At 69.8% G+C, this 17,967-nt stretch carries 14 protein-coding genes; 3 read left to right on the top strand and 11 right to left on the bottom strand.

Features of this window, described 5'->3' with window-relative positions:
- Positions 1 to 14 precede the first annotated feature (14 nt).
- The 4 genes from lepA to rpoE all read right to left on the bottom strand — a co-directional run bounded on the left by lepA (position 15) and on the right by rpoE (position 5,258).
- On the bottom strand, positions 15 to 1,805 hold the full coding sequence (lepA, locus tag NUG20_RS07300; RefSeq protein WP_263398410.1) for a translation elongation factor 4: 1,791 nt from the start codon (positions 1,803 to 1,805) through the stop codon (positions 15 to 17).
- Between the two features lie 213 nt (positions 1,806 to 2,018).
- On the bottom strand, positions 2,019 to 3,578 hold the full coding sequence (locus tag NUG20_RS07295; protein ID WP_263397707.1) for a DegQ family serine endoprotease: 1,560 nt from the start codon (positions 3,576 to 3,578) through the stop codon (positions 2,019 to 2,021).
- 100 nt (positions 3,579 to 3,678) lie between these two features.
- Positions 3,679 to 4,641, bottom strand: coding sequence for a sigma-E factor negative regulatory protein (locus NUG20_RS07290; protein ID WP_263397706.1), 963 nt, complete (start codon positions 4,639 to 4,641; stop codon positions 3,679 to 3,681).
- Complete coding sequence (gene rpoE, locus NUG20_RS07285) at positions 4,638 to 5,258, bottom strand: RNA polymerase sigma factor RpoE (protein WP_053835168.1); 621 nt, start codon at positions 5,256 to 5,258, stop codon at positions 4,638 to 4,640. Before rpoE ends, NUG20_RS07290 begins: the two co-directional genes overlap by 4 nt.
- A gap of 238 nt (positions 5,259 to 5,496) precedes the next feature.
- On the opposite strand from rpoE, the gene NUG20_RS07280 reads away from it, so the two are divergent.
- Positions 5,497 to 7,578: a 3-hydroxyacyl-CoA dehydrogenase NAD-binding domain-containing protein gene (locus NUG20_RS07280; RefSeq protein WP_263397705.1), complete on the top strand. Its 2,082-nt coding sequence runs from the start codon at positions 5,497 to 5,499 to the stop codon at positions 7,576 to 7,578.
- A gap of 176 nt (positions 7,579 to 7,754) precedes the next feature.
- On the opposite strand, the gene NUG20_RS07275 is transcribed toward NUG20_RS07280, so the two are convergent.
- The 5 genes from NUG20_RS07275 to NUG20_RS07255 form a co-directional block, all read right to left on the bottom strand.
- A complete protein-coding gene (locus NUG20_RS07275; RefSeq protein ID WP_263397704.1) occupies positions 7,755 to 8,771 on the bottom strand; it encodes a cation diffusion facilitator family transporter in 1,017 nt (338 codons plus the stop codon).
- A 67-nt stretch (positions 8,772 to 8,838) separates the two neighbouring features.
- On the bottom strand, positions 8,839 to 10,035 hold the full coding sequence (locus tag NUG20_RS07270; RefSeq protein WP_263397703.1) for a zinc-dependent alcohol dehydrogenase: 1,197 nt from the start codon (positions 10,033 to 10,035) through the stop codon (positions 8,839 to 8,841).
- Between the two features lie 10 nt (positions 10,036 to 10,045).
- Positions 10,046 to 10,579: an SRPBCC family protein gene (locus NUG20_RS07265; protein ID WP_263397702.1), complete on the bottom strand. Its 534-nt coding sequence runs from the start codon at positions 10,577 to 10,579 to the stop codon at positions 10,046 to 10,048.
- A 68-nt stretch (positions 10,580 to 10,647) separates the two neighbouring features.
- Positions 10,648 to 11,301, bottom strand: coding sequence for a DUF4142 domain-containing protein (locus tag NUG20_RS07260; protein ID WP_263397701.1), 654 nt, complete (start codon positions 11,299 to 11,301; stop codon positions 10,648 to 10,650).
- A 215-nt stretch (positions 11,302 to 11,516) separates the two neighbouring features.
- Positions 11,517 to 12,812, bottom strand: coding sequence for a cytochrome P450 (locus NUG20_RS07255; RefSeq protein ID WP_263397700.1), 1,296 nt, complete (start codon positions 12,810 to 12,812; stop codon positions 11,517 to 11,519).
- A 300-nt stretch (positions 12,813 to 13,112) separates the two neighbouring features.
- On the opposite strand from NUG20_RS07255, the gene NUG20_RS07250 reads away from it, so the two are divergent.
- The gene (locus NUG20_RS07250; RefSeq protein ID WP_263397699.1) at positions 13,113 to 13,994 is read left to right on the top strand and encodes an SDR family oxidoreductase; all 882 of its coding nucleotides are present in this window, start codon (positions 13,113 to 13,115) and stop codon (positions 13,992 to 13,994) included.
- Between the two features lie 24 nt (positions 13,995 to 14,018).
- Here NUG20_RS07250 and NUG20_RS07245 read toward each other — a convergent pair whose 3' ends face one another.
- Positions 14,019 to 15,026 (bottom strand): YeiH family protein, encoded by a 1,008-nt coding sequence (locus NUG20_RS07245; protein ID WP_317852737.1) that lies wholly within the window; start codon positions 15,024 to 15,026, stop codon positions 14,019 to 14,021.
- A gap of 102 nt (positions 15,027 to 15,128) precedes the next feature.
- Here NUG20_RS07245 and NUG20_RS07240 point away from each other — a divergent pair, with 102 nt between their 5' ends.
- Complete coding sequence (locus NUG20_RS07240) at positions 15,129 to 16,028, top strand: LysR family transcriptional regulator (RefSeq protein WP_263397697.1); 900 nt, start codon at positions 15,129 to 15,131, stop codon at positions 16,026 to 16,028.
- A 335-nt stretch (positions 16,029 to 16,363) separates the two neighbouring features.
- Here the strand turns inward: NUG20_RS07240 and NUG20_RS07235 are convergent, their stop codons facing one another.
- The gene (locus NUG20_RS07235; protein ID WP_263397696.1) at positions 16,364 to 17,959 is read right to left on the bottom strand and encodes an alkaline phosphatase D family protein; all 1,596 of its coding nucleotides are present in this window, start codon (positions 17,957 to 17,959) and stop codon (positions 16,364 to 16,366) included.
- Between the last annotated feature and the right edge of the window lie 8 nt (positions 17,960 to 17,967).

The raw sequence follows: 17,967 nt of genomic DNA, 5'->3' as shown, positions 1-17,967 counted from the left end.
ATCCCCAATCCCGGCTACTTATCCATCTGCAGCACAGCCAGGAAGGCTTCCTGCGGGATCTCCACGCGGCCGACCTGCTTCATGCGCTTCTTGCCTTCCTTCTGCTTTTCCAGAAGCTTCTTCTTGCGCGAAACGTCGCCACCATAGCATTTGGCCAGCACGTTCTTGCGCATCGCCTTGACCGTGCTGCGCGAGATGATCTGCGAGCCGACCGCGGCCTGGATCGCCACGTCGAACATCTGCCGCGGGATCAGCTCCTTCATCTTCTCGCACAGCTCGCGGCCGCGCCGGTCGGCATGGCTGCGGTGCACGATGATCGACAGCGCATCGACCTTGTCGCCGTTGATCAGCGTGTCCACGCGCACGAACGGGCCGGCGTCGAAGCGCAGGAAGTGGTAGTCCAGCGAGGCGTAGCCGCGCGACACCGACTTGAGCTTGTCGAAGAAATCCAGCACCACCTCGGCCATCGGCAGCTCGTAGCTGATCTGCACCTGGCTGCCCAGGTAGTTGATGCCGATCTGGCTGCCGCGCTTTTCCTCGCACAGGGTGATGATGTTGCCGACGTAGTCCGGCGGGGTGAGGATGTTGGCGCGGATGATCGGCTCGCGGATCTCCTCCACGTTGTTCAGCGGCGGCAGCTTGGACGGGTTGTCCATCGGGATCACGCTGCCGTCGGTCTTGAGTACCTCGTAGACCACGGTCGGCGCGGTCGAGATCAGGTTGAGGTTGTACTCGCGCTCCAGCCGCTCCTGCACGATCTCCATGTGCAGCATGCCGAGGAAGCCGCAGCGGAAGCCGAAGCCCATCGCCTCGGAACTCTCCGGCTCGAAGCGCAGCGCCGCGTCGTTGAGGCGCAGCTTGTCCAGCGCCTCGCGCAGGTCCGGGTAGTCCTCGGCATCGACCGGGAACAGGCCGGCGAACACGCGCGGCTGCATTTCCTGGAAGCCGGGCAGCGCATGCGGCGCCGGGTCGGCGGCCAGGGTCAGGGTGTCGCCGACCGGCGCGCCGTGCACGTCCTTGATCGAGGCGTTGATCCAGCCCACTTCGCCGGCGCCCAGCGCGGGCAGTTCCTTGCGCTTGGGCGTGAACACGCCGACCTTGTCGACCAGGTGGGTGCGGCCGGTGGACATCACCAGGATCTTGCTGCCCGGCTTGATCTCGCCCTGCATCACCCGCACCAGCGAGACCACGCCCAGGTAGTTGTCGAACCACGAGTCGATGATCAGCGCCTGCAGCTTGTCGGTGTCGCGCGGCTTCGGCGGCGGGATGCGATGCACGATCGCTTCCAGCACCAGGTCCACGTTGAGGCCGGTCTTGGCGCTGACCGCCACCGCGTCCTCGGCATCGATGCCGATCACCGCCTCGATCTCGGCCTTGGCGCGGGCGATGTCGGCGGTGGGCAGGTCGATCTTGTTGAGCACCGGCACCACTTCCAGGCCCTGCTCCACCGCGGTGTAGCAGTTGGCCACCGACTGCGCTTCCACGCCCTGCGCGGCGTCGACCACCAGCAGCGCGCCCTCGCAGGCGGCCAGCGAGCGGCTGACTTCGTAGCTGAAGTCGACGTGGCCGGGGGTGTCGATGAAGTTCAGATGGTAGACCTGCCCGTCCTTGGCCGTGTACGGCAAGGACACCGACTGGGCCTTGATGGTGATGCCGCGCTCGCGCTCGATCGGGTTGGAGTCGAGCACCTGCGCTTCCATCTCGCGCGCCTGCAGGCCGCCACAGAGCTGGATGATGCGATCGGCCAGGGTCGATTTGCCGTGGTCGACGTGGGCGATGATGGAGAAATTGCGGATGTTCCGCATCGAATCAGAGGACATGAGGTGGGCGGCGGCCAGGACCGTCGTCAGGATAACGGGCCATTATCGCATGCCCGGAGCGAAGCGGACGCCTGCGCTGAGGCGGTCGTCGCAAGCGCGTGCCTGGCTGCGGCGTCGCGCAGGAAAACCCAATGAAATCAAAGACGGCCAGCGAACCGGGGCTCGCTGGCCGTCTTTGGCACTCCCTGACGCGGCGGTTCAGTCGACGCTGATCGCGACGAACTGGCTGGCCGGGCTGCCCGGCGCGCGCACCAGCAGCATCACCACGTCGCCCTTCTTCGCGCCGGCGGTCAGTTTCTGGAACTGCGCCGCGCTGGACACCGGGGTGCGCCCGACCTGCAGCACGATCATGCCCGGGCGCAGCTGCGACTTGCTCGCCACCGCGCGGCTCACCTGCGCCACCTGCACGCCTTCGTCGGCGCGCAGCCCGAGCTTCTGCCGCACCGGCGCCGGGATCTCCTCCACGCTGATGCCCAGCGCGCTGCTCTCGGCGGCCTGCGGCGCCGGCGCCGCACCGCCGCGGCCGGGCAGCTGCTGGCCCATGGCCACGCCGTCGTCGCTGAGCTCGCTCAGGGTCACGCTGATGTCGCGCGGCTTGCCGTCGCGGATCACGGTGACGCGCGCCTTGCTGCCCGGCGGCAGCATGCCCACCAGCGGCGGCAGGTCCTCGCGCGTGTTGATCTTCTGCCCGTTGAAGGCAACGATGAAGTCGCCCGGCTCGATCCCGGCCTTGGCCGCGCCGCTGCCCGGCTGCACGCCGTTGACCAGCGCGCCGCGGGTGTCGGCCAGGCCCAGGCCCTTGGCCTCGACGTCGCTGATGTTCGGCTGCATGGTCACGCCGAGCATGCCGCGGCTGACCTTGCCGGTCTTCTTGATCTGCTCGACCGCGCTCATCGCCAGGTCGATCGGGATCGCGAAGCTGATGCCCATGTAGCCGCCCGACGCGGAGAAGATCTGCGAGTTGATGCCGACCACCTCGCCGCGGGTGTTGAGCAGCGGGCCGCCGGAATTGCCCTGGTTGATCGCCACGTCGGTCTGGATGAAGGGCACGTAGCGCTGGTCGGCGTACGGGTTGCTGCGCCCGGTGGCGCTGACGATGCCGGCGGTGACCGAGTGGTCCAGGCCGAACGGCGAGCCGATCGCCACCACCCACTGCCCGGGCTTGAGCACGTTGGAATCGCCCACGCGCACCGTCGGCAGGTTCTTGCCGTCGATCTTCAGCAGCGCCACGTCGTACTGCTGGTCGCTGCCGACCACCTTGGCGGTGAACTCGCGGCGGTCGGTCAGCTTGACCTTGACCTCGCTGGCGCCGTCGACCACGTGGTGGTTGGTCAGCACGTAGCCGTCGGCCGAGATGATGAAGCCCGAACCCATCGAGCGGCCGCTGGGGCCGCCGTCGTCGTCCTCGTCCGGCCCCTGGCCGGGCATCCCCGGCTGGCCCGGCATCCCGCCCGGCCCGAAGAAGCGGCGGAAGAACTCCGGGATCTGCGCATCGTCGGGCATCCCGCCGCCACCGCGCGCGGCCGCCGCGGCCTTGCGGCTGATCGTGGTTTCGACGTTGACCACGCCCGGCCCGACCTGTTCGACCAGGTTGGTGAAATCGGGCAGGCCGGCGACCAACTGCGGCGCGGGCGCCGCGCGCGCGGCTGGCGCTGCCGCGGCGGCGGGCGCGGCCGACTCGGGCTGCTGCGCGCACGCGGCCAGCGGCAAGGTCAGGGCCAACATGCCCAGCAGATGGTTGCGGATACGGTGAGTCATCGGACGCGAGCCTCCGGTTCGGGAAAGGAAAGGAACACCGCGGCGGTGCCGCGGGCGCCGCGCGCCGGAGCGAAGCACGGGCTTCGGCCGACGCCTGGCTTCAAGGGTGTGGCGACGATTCGGACGCCGCGTCGGCCGGCAGTCGCGGCTCGAACGGATAGAACGCCGCCGCTGCGCCCTGGCGCGGGAAACTGGCGGTGAATGCGCCGCCGGACGCGACCGGCGCCAGCGTCGAGCGCGGCCAGGGGCGCGCCTGCAACGGAGCGGGCTGGTGCGCGAACGGATCGCCGGCATGCTGCTGCGCGACCACCTGCCCGGCCGCCGTCGGCGCGAGCGGCGACGCAGGCGCGGGCCGCGGCGGCGTGGCGGCGGCGATCGCGCGCGCCGGCTCGGCCGCACGCGCGGCGCTGCTGCGCGCGGCCTGCTGGGTGCGGGTCGCGCCGCGGCGGGCGGCGGCGTCCTGGCGGCGGGTGGCGGCGATAGCCACCGCCGGCGCCGCGGCGACCGCCGCGCCGAGATCGCCCTGCGGATCGGCCGGCGTCGGCGTCGGCGTTGGTGCCGGCACCTGCGCGACGGCCGTCGGGGCCGCAGGCGCGGCGGAAGCAGGAGCCGCGCTGCTAGCGACCTGCGTCGCGGGCGCCGGTGCCGTCTCGGGCAGGCGCTCGCGGGCCATGAACAAGGCGATCGCGGCGACCGATGCCGCCAGCGCCGCACTGCCGCCCCAGCGCCAGGCGCGGCGGCTGCCGACGGCGTCGCCGGCGCGCGCCGCATCGGCGTGTTGCGCCTCGGCCGCCACCGCCTGGCGCACCCGCGCGCCGAAATCGGCCGGCGCCGGCACGCACACGCGGCCGCGCAGGATGTCGCCGCACAGCTGCCAGCGTTCGTGGCAGCCGGACAGCTCCTCGTCGTGCTGCAACCGGCGCAGCACGAAGCGCGCCTCGTCGGCCGGCAGCTCGCCGTCGATCAGCGCGGACAGCTGCTGTCGGTAGTGCAGTTCGAACTTGTCCGGCGGCGTGGCGCCGGGGGCCGGTTCGGGCTGGGGAATGGCGGTGCTATCGATCATACGCGGTGTCGCTCACGAGTGGCGCTGTCGGTATCCAGCAGGGGACGGAGTTCGGCGTCGATGGCGTCGCGCGCGCGGAAGATGCGCGAGCGCACCGTGCCGATCGGGCAACCCATCTTCTGCGCGATGTCCTCGTAACTCATCCCGTCCACCTCGCGCAGGGTGATGGCGGTTCGCAATTCTTCCGGCAACGCATTGACCGCCTTCATCACCGTCTGTTCCAGCTCCTGGCGCATCAGTTCGCGCTCGGGCGTGTCGGTGTCGCGCAAGCGCGTACCGCTGTCGAACTGCTCGGCGTCGAGCACGTCGACGTCGTCGGTGGGCGGCCGGCGGTTGTGCGCGACCAGGTAGTTCTTGGCGGTGTTCACGGCGATCCGGTGCAACCATGTGGAGAACTGGGCGTCGCCGCGGAAATTCCCTATCGCGCGGTAGGCGCGGATGAAGGTGTCCTGGGCCACGTCCTGACATTCGCTCCAGTCGGCGATGTAGCGCCCGATCAGGCCGACGATCCGGTGTTGGTACTTGCGCACCAGCACATCGAACGCCGCGCTCTCGCCGCGCTGCACGCGCCGGACCAGTTCCAGGTCCAGCTCCTGAGGTGTTTCGACATCGGCCATAACGGGCCGCACTCCTGTCAGCCCAACCTACGTCGGACCATCTGACCGCCAATCCGGAAAAAAGTTCAGCGTCCCTAGCGGACCGCCGCCCCACGACGTTAACCCGCATTCCGTTAGGCTGGCGGCAGGCCAGCGGTCGCGGGACGGCGTCACTTCCCTGTGGATTGGGATTTGACGCAACGGAAACAACCTCTGGATGATAACGATCTTCTCCATACACAAGCGGATGGTCCTCCCCATGCTCTCAGGCTTCGATGGGCTCCGATTCAGTCACTGGCAAGCGGACATCCGCGACGACGGCGTCGTCGTGCTCAGCCTCGACCGCCAGGACGCGCCCGTCAACGCGCTGTCGCAGGACGTGCTGCTGGAACTGGGCGACCTGCTCGAGCGCATCGCCATCGACCCGCCCAAGGGCGTGGTGATCCGCTCGGCCAAGGCCAATGGCTTCATCGCCGGCGCGGATCTGAAGGAATTCCAGGAATTCGATCGCCGCGGCACCGTCAACGACGCGATCCGCCGCGGCCAGGCCACCTTCCAGAAACTGGCCGAACTGCCCTGCCCGACCGTGGCCGCGATCCACGGCTTCTGCATGGGTGGCGGCACCGAGATCGCGCTGGCCTGCCGCTACCGGGTCGCGTCCAGCGACGGCGCCACCCGCATCGGCCTGCCCGAGACCAAGCTCGGCATCTTCCCCGGCTGGGGCGGCAGCGCGCGCCTGCCGCGGCTGGTCGGCGCGCCGGCGGCGATGGACCTGATGCTGACCGGACGCACCGTGTCGGCGTCGGCGGCACGGTCTATGGGCCTGGTCGACAAGGTCGCCGCACCGGCGGTGCTGGTCGATACCGCAGTGGCGCTGGCCTTGACCGGCAGCGCGCGCCCGTTCAAGCAGCGCGCCACCGCCTGGGCCAGCAACACCTGGCCGGCGCGCAAGCTGCTGGCGCCGCAGATGCGCAAGCAGGTCGCGCGCAAGGCGCGCAAGGAACACTACCCGGCGCCGTACGCGCTGATCGGCGTGTGGGAGCGCAGCGGCGGCGGCGGCATCCAGGCGCGGCTGGACGCCGAGCGCAAGGCGGTGGTCAAGCTGGCCAGCACGCCGACCGCGCGCAACCTGATCCGCATCTTCTTCCTCACCGAGCGGCTCAAGGCGCTGGGCGGAAAGGATGGCGGCGGCATGCCGCCGCCGGGCATCCGCCACGTGCACGTGGTCGGCGCCGGGGTGATGGGCGGCGACATCGCCGCCTGGTCGGCCTACAAGGGCTTCGAAGTGACCTTGCAGGACCGCGAGCAGCGCTTCATCGATGGCGCGCTGACCCGCGCCGGCGAACTGTTCGCCAAGCGGGTCAAGGACGACAGCAAGCGCCCGGCGGTGGCGGCGCGGCTGAAGGGCGACCTGGCCGGCGACGGCGTGCCGGTGGCGGATCTGGTGATCGAGGCGATCATCGAGAACCCGCAGGCCAAGCGCGAGCTGTACCAGGCGCTGGAGCCGCGGATGCAGCCCGATGCGCTGCTCAGCACCAACACCTCCTCGATCCCGCTGACCGAACTGCGCGAGCACATCCAGCGCCCGGCGCAGTTCGCCGGCCTGCACTATTTCAACCCGGTGGCGCAGATGCCGCTGGTGGAGATCGTCTGCCACGACGGCCTGGCGCTGGACAACCAGAAGCGGCTGGCGGCGTTCTGCAAGGCGATCGACAAGCTGCCGGTGCCGGTCGCCGGCACGCCCGGCTTCCTGGTCAACCGCGTGCTGTTCCCGTACCTGCTGGAAGCGGCCACCGCCTATGCCGAGGGCATCCCCGGCCCGGCGATCGACAAGGCCGCGGTGAAGTTCGGCATGCCGATGGGGCCGATCGAATTGATCGACACCGTCGGCCTGGACGTGGCCGCCGGGGTCGGCGCGGAACTGGCGCCGTTCCTGGGCCTGCCGATTCCCGCCGCGCTGCAGACGGTGGACGCGGGCAAGCGCGGCAAGAAGGATGGCCAGGGGCTGTACGCGTGGGAAAACGGGCGCGCGAAGAAGCCGGAGGTGGCCAAGGACTATCAGGCGCCGGACGACCTGGAAGACCGCCTGATCCTGCCGCTGCTCAACGAGGCGGTGGCCTGCCTGCACGAGGGCGTGGTGGCCGATGCGGACCTGCTCGACGCCGGGGTGATCTTCGGCACCGGCTTCGCCCCGTTCCGCGGCGGCCCGATCCAGCACATCCGTGCGGCCGGCGCCGACGCGCTGCTGGCGCGGCTGCGCGCGTTGCAGGCGCGCTACGGCGAGCGCTTCGCGCCGCGCCCGGGCTGGGATGCGCCGGCGCTGCGCGAACCGGTGGCCTGAGTTCGGCTCGGCGGACTTTTCCCGGGCAGTTGCAGGTACCAGGACCATTGTGGGAGCGACTTCAGTCGCGACGGGCTTTACCGGTAATGCCCGTCGCGACTGAAGTCGCTCCCACAAGTGGCATCCGGATTGCCTAAGCCGACTGCAGAATTCCAGACCTGCAGCAACTCAGCTCACTAATGCGAATGCCCGTGCGCACCATGCGCATGGCCGTGTCGATGACCGTGGCCGTCGTGCTTGTCGTGCCCGTGATCGTGATCGTGATCCACATGATCTTCGCCACCCGCGCCAGCGCGTGCCGGCGTGCCGCATGGCTGCGCGCCGCAGTGTCCGGCTTCCATCTGCAAGGTGACGTGGTCGATGTCGAAGCGCGCATGCAGGCCGTCGCACAGGGTCGCGCGCAGCGCATCGGCATCGGTACCGTCGGCGACCACCACGTGCGCGGTCAACGCCGGCGTGCTGGAGGCCAGCGCCCACACATGCAGGTCGTGCACGTCTTCCACGCCCGCAGCGCTGCGCAGGTAGCCGCGCAGCGCGGCCAGGTCCACGCCCTTGGGCACGCCTTCCAGCAGCACGTTGATCGCCTCGCGCAGCAGTACCCAGGTGCGCGGCAGCACCCACAGGCCGATCAGCACCGCCAGGATCGGGTCGATCACCTTCCAGCCGGTGAGGCGGATCGCCAGCGCGCCGACGATCACCGCCACCGAGCCGAGCATGTCGCTCCACACTTCCAGGTAGGCGCCCTTCATGTTCAGGCTCTCGCCGCTGCCGGCCTTGAGCAGGCGCATCGAGATCAGGTTGATCAGCAGGCCGAACGCGGCGATGCCGAGCATGCCGACCGTGGCCACGTCCTGCGGCTGGCGGAACCGCTGCACCGCCTCCCACAGGATGTAGGCGGCGACCACGAACAGCATGCCGCCGTTGAACAAGGCGCCCAGCGCTTCCAGCCGCGCGTAGCCGTAGGTGCGCTTGGCGTCGGGCGGGCGCCGGCTCAGCCGTACCGCGACCAGCGCGATCATCAGCGCAAGGGTATCGGTGGCCATGTGCGCGGCGTCGGACAGCAGCGCCAGGCTGTTGGTCAGGAACGCACCGGCGATCTCCGCCAGCAGGAACGTGGCGGTCAGCCCCAGAGCCCACCACAACGGCTTCTCGTGGCGGATCTCGGTCGGCGCGTGGCTGTGGTCGTGTCCCATGAGGCGGTCCGTGGCGAAGCAAGCGGAGAATGCCGCCACCTTAGAGCGCCCGCCGCCGCGGAGACTATTACACCGCCGCGCGCGCGCTCGCCATGCCCGGCACGAACACCGCGCGCACGCAGCCTTCGTGCTTGTGCTTGAACATGTCGTAGCCGCGGACCGCCTCCTCCAGCGGCATCCTGTGCGTGGCCAGGAAGCGCGACTTGAGCGCACCGCTGCGCGCCAGCTCCAGCAACTGCGGCACGTAGCGCTGGCCATGCTGTTGCGCGGTGCGCACGGTCAGCCCCTTGTTCATGATCGCGCCCAGCGGGAACTTGTCCATCAGGCCGTACACGCCGAGGATCGACAGCACGCCGCCCTTGCGGCAAGCGAGGATCGCTTCGCGCAGCGCCTGCCCGCGGTCGGTGTGCAGGTGCAACGCCTGCTTGACCCGATCGTAGGCATAGCCCAGGCCGGTGCCGTGCGCCTCCATGCCGACCGCGTCGATGCACGCGTCCGGGCCGCGCCCGCCGGTCATCTCGCGCAGCACGTCGACCACGCTGTCGACCGCCGAATAGTCGATCACTTCCACGCCGAGCACGTCGCGCGCCATGGCCAGGCGCTCGGGCAGGCGGTCGATGCCGATCACCCGCTCGGCGCCGAGCAGTTTCGCGCTCTGCTGCGCCATCAGGCCGACGCCGCCGCAGCCCCACACCGCGACCGTGTCGCCGGGCTGGATCCGGCAGAAATCCGCGCCCATGTAGCCGGTCGGGCCGGCGTCGGACAGGAACAGCGCGTCGTCGTCGGCAACCTCGTCGGGAATCGGGAAGCAGCCGACGTCGGCATGCGGCACGCGGATGAACTCCGCGTGCGATCCGGCGTAGCCGCCGAAAGCATGGGTATAGCCGTAGATGCCGGCCGTCGGGTGGCCCAGCAGCGGCTCCTGCATCTCCCAGTTCGGATTGGTGTTGTCGCACAGCGAGAACTCCTGGCGCCCGCAATGCCAGCACTCGCCGCAGGAGATGAAGGACGGCACCACCACGCGCTGGCCGACGCGCAGCGACTTGACCTGCGGGCCGACCTCGACGATCTCGCCCATGAATTCGTGGCCGATGACATCGCCCTCGCGCATGCTCGGAATGTAGCCATCGATGAAGTGCAGGTCGGAACCGCAGGTGGTGCTGAGTCCGACTTTCAGGATCACGTCGCGCGGATTGACGATGCCCGGATCGGGCACCGTCTCCACGCGCAGGTCGTTCACGCCGTTCCAGCACAGTGCGCGCATAAGGAATTCCTCAGTCTTGGTGGTGGTCGCGCGCACGCGCGGACGGGTTGTTGCGCAAGGTCGGCACTTCGCCGCATTCGATCCACGCCTTGAAGCGGCGCAGCACCTTGGCGACCATCGCATCGGGGGCGGCGCCGACCAGTTTCGCCACGGCCTGCGCGATCGGGCCGCCTTCCACGCGGTACTCCACCGCGAGCACGGCTTCGCATCCGAAACCATTGGGCGCAGGCCGCACGCTCAGTTCGGTCTGCAGCTGCAGGCCATGCTCGCCATCGCCTGCGTAGCGCACCGACTCGCCCATCCGCACTTCGCCGCGTCGGTAGCGCAGTGCGACATGCCGATCCAGCGGCAGGCGCAGCCGCCACTGCGATTCGTAGCCGTCGCCGGACTGCAGCTCGGCGAGGCCGTGCAGGATCTGCTGCTGTACGGTCATGTCGCACCACGCATCCAGGATGCGGTGCGGTTCGCCGAGGATGCTGACCGTGCGCAGCATGCGGGTTCCGTCGAGTGCATTGAGATGTTCGGCAACGGGAGAGTCGCTCATGGAAGGTCTCTGGCTGGAACCACGGGCGGGGCGCCCGTGGCGGGTGGAGAGCGGGATCGGCGCCGGGATCAGTGCGCGTGGGTACCGGCCGACGACGAGGTGCCCGCGTCCTGCAGTTGCTTCGCCTTGGCCAGATGGGCGGCGACGTACGTGCGCGTGGTGCGCAGGTGCTCGGCGACCTGCGGCGTCTTGGCCGCCGGGATCAGCTTGTCGTCGAGCGTCTTCAACGCCTCCGTGTGGTCCTTGACCATAGCCTTGACGTAGGCCTGTTCGAACTTGTCGCCGTCCAGTTCCTGCAGCTTCTTGGCCTCGGCCTGGCCCTTCTTCGCCTGTTTCTCGGCCGGCGCGGCGCTGCGGTCCGGCGCCCACGGCGCGATCTTGGCGTTGTTGTCCGAATGCTCCTTGATCATCTGGTTGGCGTAGTCGCGCACCGGGCCTTTCACCTGCTTCTGCAGCGCCAGGTTGCCGGCGTTGATTTCGGCGGTATTGATCGCCGCGAGCACGCCCAGGGCCTGCTTCTCGTCGAGTGCGGAGGAGCGTTCGCCAGCGCTGCCGGTGTTCGTTCCCGCGGCGGGCGAGGTGGACATTGGTCGGTCGACCTGCGCGGCGCCGCCGGTGGCAGGGACGCTGGACTGACCGGACATCTGGCTCTGCGCCTGCGCCGCGCCCGCCCCCAGGGCAACCACGACCGCCAAGGAGACACCGCTGATGAGATTTCGCATGACTTCTCTCCGTGCATGACTTGGGAAGGCCAATGCTCTGCAGCGGGGCGTTAGTGCGCCGTTGAACGGAAGTGCAGGCAGTGCGAAAACTCGCCGGGCGTGCGTAGGCACCTTCTCTGGAGAACCGGTTTCACCTGCCTCACGCTAGGCGCACCCGAACCTGCACCTGCTGCGCGCCATCGCCATCTCGACGCGCCTTTCCGCTCGCCGCCGCATCAGTTCCCGGAAGCCGGGTTGCGCAAGCGCACCGCTCGGATCACGAAGCCACTGCGTGGCAGTGTCGGAAAGCGATCCAACGGATAGTCCAGATCCTGCGCCGGCACCTCGTAGTCGCAGCCCGTCGCCAGTTCGTCCACCGCCGCCATCAGCAGCGCGATCGCGGGATCTTCGCCTGGGCAGCGGTGGTCCTGTTCGACCGAGCCGCCGCCCTGCGGCACCAGGTCGAAACCGCCCCCGCTCCAATCGCGGAAACGGTCCGGATCGAACCGCTGCGGCTGCGTCCACAGCGCCGGATCGTGATTGGTGCCGTACAGGTCGACCATCATCCAATCGCCGCGGCGGAAACTGCGTCCGCGCCACTGGAAGGGCGTACGCACGCGTCCGCCGACCATCGGGAAGAACGGGTAGAAGCGCCGAACCTCCTGCACTACATTGCGCAGCAGACCGGGCTCTCTCTGGCGCAGGCGATGCCGCACTTGCGGGTGCTGGTGCAACGCGAGCGCGGCGAAGGTGATCCAGCGCGCGACCGCCACGGTCGGGCGCAGCAGGTTGATCACCTCCACCGCGGCGACCCGCGCGCTGAGGGCCCTGCCCTGCGCATCGCGATAGGCCGCGATGGCCGCTGCCGGGCGGGTGTCGTCGCCCTTGGCCTCGCGCCGCAGGCCACGGATCACGCCGCGGATCCAACGCTCGGTGCTTTTGCGTCGCCACCATCCGCGCCACCAGCGCGTCCCTGCACTGCCGGCGCCATCGATCATTGCCGCGAAGTCGCCGGCGCGACGGCGACTCTGCGCGTCGTCGAGCGGCACACCGGCCCAGCGGCAGACCGCGCGGCACAGCACCAGCTCGGCCTCCCGCTGCAGGATCACCTGCGGCATGCGCTCCCATTCCCGCGCGCGCTCGCGCCATTGCGCGCGGAACTCGGCCACCAGCGCGGCGGTGGCGCCCGGCGCCAGCAGGGTGCGGAACAGGCGCTTGCGCTGCAGGTGCGCATCGCCGTCCAGGCGCTGCACGCTGCCGAAGCCCTGCAGCAGGGCGACGGTGGTCGGTGGCAAGGCGCCGCGGCGGGTGAACCGGCCGGAATGGTAGAACGCCGCCACCGCCTCCGCGCCACGCGCGAAGACCGCCGGCCGCAGCAGCATCCGGGTCTGGAACACGTCGCTGTGCAGCCGCTCGCACTGCTCGGAGACGAACGCATAGCCGGCGCGGCGCAGGCCGCGCGCCACCTGCATCGCGGCAAGCCGCGGAAACGGCGCCACCTGGGGAGAGGAAGAGGAAGAAGATGCCTGCATGGGGATGCTCCGGAGGATGGCGCGACCACAGGCAAGCGCGCCTGGTTTTCCGATCGAGTCGCTGCGCTCGCGCAGTGCCTGCATGACCAGCATGCGCAGCGCGCGGCAACAATGCGTGATGCGGGTTTCACCGGTCCTTCGCCGATCCGTCACGCCGTTCGTCGCCCAGCGGCGCTCGCGCAGCGGCGATGGCGCATCGCGTCAGGCGGCCCCGCTTGACGCGACGTCGATTTCCGCTTCACCCCGATGCTACGACACGGCGCCTAGCGTGCATGCAAACCGTCCCGGGAGAAACGCATCATGGCGCAGCGACACCATCCCATCGAGCAACAGGTCATGGTCATCACCGGCGCCTCCAGCGGCATCGGCCTGTGCACCGCACTGATGGCTGCCGAGCGCGGCGCCAAGCTGGTACTGGTGGCACGCAGCCGCGACACGCTGGACGATACCGTGCGGACCATCCGCGACGCCGGCGGCGAGGCGATCGCGGTCGCCGCCGACGTCGCCGAGCGCGAACAGCTGGAGGCCGCGGCGGCGGAGGCGATACGCCACTACGGCCGGATCGACACCTGGGTGAACAATGCCGGCGTGGCGATCTACGGCAAGCTCGCGGAGGTCGTCGACCAGGACAGCAAGCGCCTGTTCGACGTCAATTTCTGGGGCGTGGTGCACGGCTCGCTGGTCGCGCTGCCGCACCTGATCGCCTCGCACGGCAACCTGATCAACCTGGGCAGCGAAGCGTCGGAAGCGGTGGTGCCGCTGCAGGGCATGTATTCGGCGTCCAAGCATGCGGTGAAAGGTTTCACCGATGCGCTGCGGATCGAACTGGAGCACGTGGACAAGCTGCCGGTCTCGGTAGTGCTGATCCAACCCACCGCGGTGGATACGCCCTACCCGCAGCACGCGCGCAACTACATGCGCGAGGAGCCGACCCTGCCCAAACCGATGATTGCGCCGATGCGCGTGGCCGAAGCGATCCTGCACGCCGCCGAGCACGGCGGGCGCGACGTCAAGGTGGGGCTGCTGGCCAAGGCGAACACCGCGGTGACGCACATGCTGCCGCGGCTGGCGGACCGGATGTCGGCGATGCGCGGCGAGCAGCAGAAGCAGCCGGTGCCCGCGCGCGATGCCGATGGCACCTTGTACCGCGCCGGCGAGAGCGGCCGCATCCACGGCAGCTGAGCCGCTGCACCGCGGCGTCGCACGCTACGGCAACCACCAGACCAGCAGCGCGCTGACCCCGGCCAGCGCCAGCAGCGACAGCGTGCCGGCGGCCAGCACGCGGCCGCCGGAGGCCAGCACCGAGCGCAGGTTCACCGACAGCCCCAGCGCCGCCATCGCGACCAGGGTCAGCAGCGCGGAACCGCGCTGCATCGCGTCCGCCAGCGCCGGCGCCAACAGGCCCGACGAGCGCAGCAGCATCATGCCGATGAAGCCCAGCACGAACCACGGCAGCAAGCGATGCAACGGCACCCGCGCGGCGCCCGGGCGGCCGGCGGTCAGGCCGAGCAGCAGCATCACCGGCCCCAGCATCACCACCCGCATCAGCTTGACCAGCGCGCCGACCTGGGCGCTGACCGCGCCCACCGGCAGCGTGGCGGCCAGGACCTGCGGCACCGCGTACACGGTCATGCCGGCGAGAATCCCGTAATGGCGCTGGTCCAGGCCGAACAGGGGCACCGCCAGCGGCAGGGCCAACACCACCACGATGCCCAATGCCGCGGTGAAGGCGATCGAGGCGGCCACCTCGTCCGAATCGGCCTCGATCACCGGCGCCGCCGCCACGATCGCCGAGTTGCCGCAGATCGCATTGCCGCACGCCACCAGCGTGGCCAGGCGCGCCGGCAACCCGAGCAGGCGGCCGATGCCGTAGCCGATGCCGATCGCCAGCAGCACGATCGCCGCGATCAGCCCCAACAGCAGTCCGCCGGCCGCCCCCACCGCGCTGAAGCTGACCGACGCGCCGAGCAGCACGATCGCCACTTCCAGCGGCAGCTTCGCGGCGAACGCGATCCCGGCGTGGACGGGCGCGGGCAACCGCAGCGCCGTTCGCAACACGGTGCCGAGCACGATCGCGAACACCAGCGCGTCGATCCACGGGCGGCCCAGCCAGCGCAGCTGCATTCGCTCCGTCAGCAGGGCCAGCGCCGCGACTCCGGTCGCCAACAGCGCGCCTGGCCACAGCGCGGTCCCATTTCGTAGTGCCTGGTGCATTGCCGCCATCCTGTTGAAGTGGCGGCAGGATGCGCCGGCCGATCCTGTCATTCCATCGCATAATCGTGGATAGTTCGTTCGGCCCAACCGAACGATCTTCCCGTGACCCTGGAACAACTCGCCCTGTTCGTCGCCGTCGCCGAACGCCAGCACGTGACCCTCGGCGCGCAGGCCGCGCACCGCACGCCGTCGGCGGCCAGCGCCGCGATCAAGGCATTGGAAAGCCAGTACGGCGTGGCCCTGTTCCACCGCGTGGGCCGCGGCATCGAGCTGACCGCCGCCGGCGCCGCGTTCGCCGACGAGGCCCGCGCGATCCTGGCGCGCACGCGTGCGGCCGAGCTGGCCTTGAGCGAATGGGGCGGCGTGCTGCGCGGCACGCTGGAGCTGCAGGCCAGCCAGACCGTGGCCAGCTATTGGCTGCCGGCGCGGCTGATGGCGTTCCACGCGCGCTACGCGCAGATCCAGATCCGCCTCAGCGTCGGCAATACCGAAAGCGTGGCGCGCGCGGTCGCCGAGGGCCGTGCGGAACTGGGCTTCGTCGAAGGCGGCGTGCGCGACCCGGCACTGGCGTTGACCGCGCTCGCCCAGGACCGGCTGGTGGTGGTTGCCGCGCCCACGCATCGCCTGGCCGGACGCCGCCGGATCGCGCTGCCGGCGCTGGCGGCGTCTAGCTCCTGGATCATGCGCGAACCCGGCTCCGGAACCCGTTCGGAGTTCGAAGCCGCGCTGCGCGCGGCGCACGTCGCCGCGGACACATTGACCGTCGCGCTGACCCTGCCGTCGAACGAAGCGGTGCTGTCGGCGGTGCTGTCCGGGCACAGCGTGGCGGCGATCTCGCAGCTGGCGGCCGCGCCATGGCTGGAAAGCGGACGCCTGCAGCGCGTGGGCGCGGCACTGGGCACGCGCACCTTCCATGCCGTGCGCCACCGCGAGCGCGCGCTCAGTGCTGCCGCCGCGGCATTGCTGGCCGTCGACGGCGACGGGACCACGGCGATCGGCTGACGCAAGCGCGGCTACATCCGGCGGCGCAGCGATGCGCGTTCCGCCTGGCGTCGGCATCGGCCTATGCCATCGATGGCTTTCGCGACAGCCCTTCAGCGCCAGCTTCGCCGCTCCATCAGCCACCCGCTGCGTAAGAATGCCGTGGAGCAATCCAGCGTTCGTCGGCGCGCGGGAAGCTGCCGGATTGCAACAACGCTGTTCCTTCAATGCAGCCGACGCCCATCGTTCTGCGCGAGCCACACGCCAAGCTTGTCGGCCTTCGACGGTGTCGGGGCTGAAGCCCCTCCTACAGTGCTTGCGCGAAGTGGGTGCCGCAGAGGCGCCGAGAACACCCATCACGCCTCCTGCAACCCCGGCCTGCCGTGTTCGACGGCGTAGCGCTTCCAGCTCTGCAGCGTGCCGTTCGGCTGCATCACCTGGTCCAGCGTCTTCATGTCGCCGATCCACGTATCGCGGGTCACGTCGCACAGCACATAGCCGCGCTTGTCGGTGGTGGCCTTCAGGTGCGGGCTGTGCCGCAGCGTGCTTTCGGCCGACGCATCCACGCCCAGGCCGTCGGAACCGGAACTGATCGAGGTGGCGAGGAATTCGCTGGAGACGATCCCGGAAGCGGCGTTGTCCTGCACCAGGTCGCTGGCGTAATGGCGGTGCGCGTCGCCGCAGGCGGTGACCACGTTGCCGAAGCCGACCCGCTGGATGTGGTCGAGCAGGCGCCGGCGGCTGGCCAGGTAGCCGGACCATTGGTCGTCGGAGAACACCACCGCGCCGTTCTTCTCCTGCGCGTAATTGCCCAACGCCACCTGGTGGGCGATGGTGTGCCAGCGCGGGGCCGCGTCGGCCAGGCCGCCGAACAGCCACTGTTCCTGCTTGGCGCCGACGATGCTGCGCGCCGGCGACTCCACCTGCGTGCGTTGCGCCATGTCGGCCTGCTTGCTGCGGTACTGGCGGGTATCGAGCAGGTGCAGGTCCATCAGGGTGCCGTAGCGCGCGCGCCGGTAGAGCTGCATGTGCCCGTCGCGCGGGAGCGACGTGCGCCGCAGCGGCATGTTCTCGTAGTAGGCCTGGAACGCTTGCGCGCGCCGCAGCAAGAACACTTCGCTGGGCGTGCCGTCCTGGTCTTGCGCACCGGCCCAGTTGTTGTCCACCTCGTGGTCGTCGAAGGTCACGAACCAAGGCGCCGCCGCGTGTGCGGCCTGCAGGTCGACATCGCTCTTGTACTGCGCGTAGCGGCGCCGGTAGTCGTCCAGCGTGTAGATCTCCGGGCCGACGTGGTTGCGCAGGTTGGTGAACGGACGTCCGTTCATCTTGCGCACGCCCGGCTTGGTTTCGCCCTCGTAGATGTAGTCGCCGTAGTGGAAGACGAAATCCAGCGGCTCTTCGGCGATGCGCCGCCATGCGGTGTAGTGGCCTTCCTCGTACTGCTGGCAGCCGGCGACCGCGAAGCGCACCCGCTCCACCTTGGCGCCCGCCGCCGGCAAGGTGCAGGTGCGGCCGACCGGACTGGCATGGCCGCCGACGCTGAAGCGATACCAGTACGGCCGGCCGGGAGCCAATCCTTCCAGCTCGACATGCACCGCATGGCCCAGTTCCGGATGGGCCAGCGACGAGCCGCGCCGCACCAGCGTGCCGAAGCGCTCGTCGCTGGCCACCTGCCACTCCACCAGCATCGGTCGCGCCGGCACGCCGCCGCCGAACACCAGCGGCTCGGTCGCCAGCCGCGTCCACAGCACCACGCCGTCCGGCGCCGGATCGCCGGAAGCCACGCCAAGGGCGAACGGCGTGCTCGCGAACCGTGGCGAGGCGAGCAGGTTGCGCGGGCTCAGGGATTTGGCGTCGGTCTGCGCGGCCAGCACCGAGGCCGTGCCCATCCAGGCGCCGAACGCGGAAAGGCCGGACAGGGCGAGGAAGCGTCTGCGATTGAATGTGCTCATGGCCAGCG

This window comes from Xanthomonas sp. CFBP 8443, assembly GCF_025666195.1.
GTDB lineage: Bacteria > Pseudomonadota > Gammaproteobacteria > Xanthomonadales > Xanthomonadaceae > Xanthomonas_A.
This window is presented reverse-complemented; position numbering and strand designations above follow the sequence as displayed.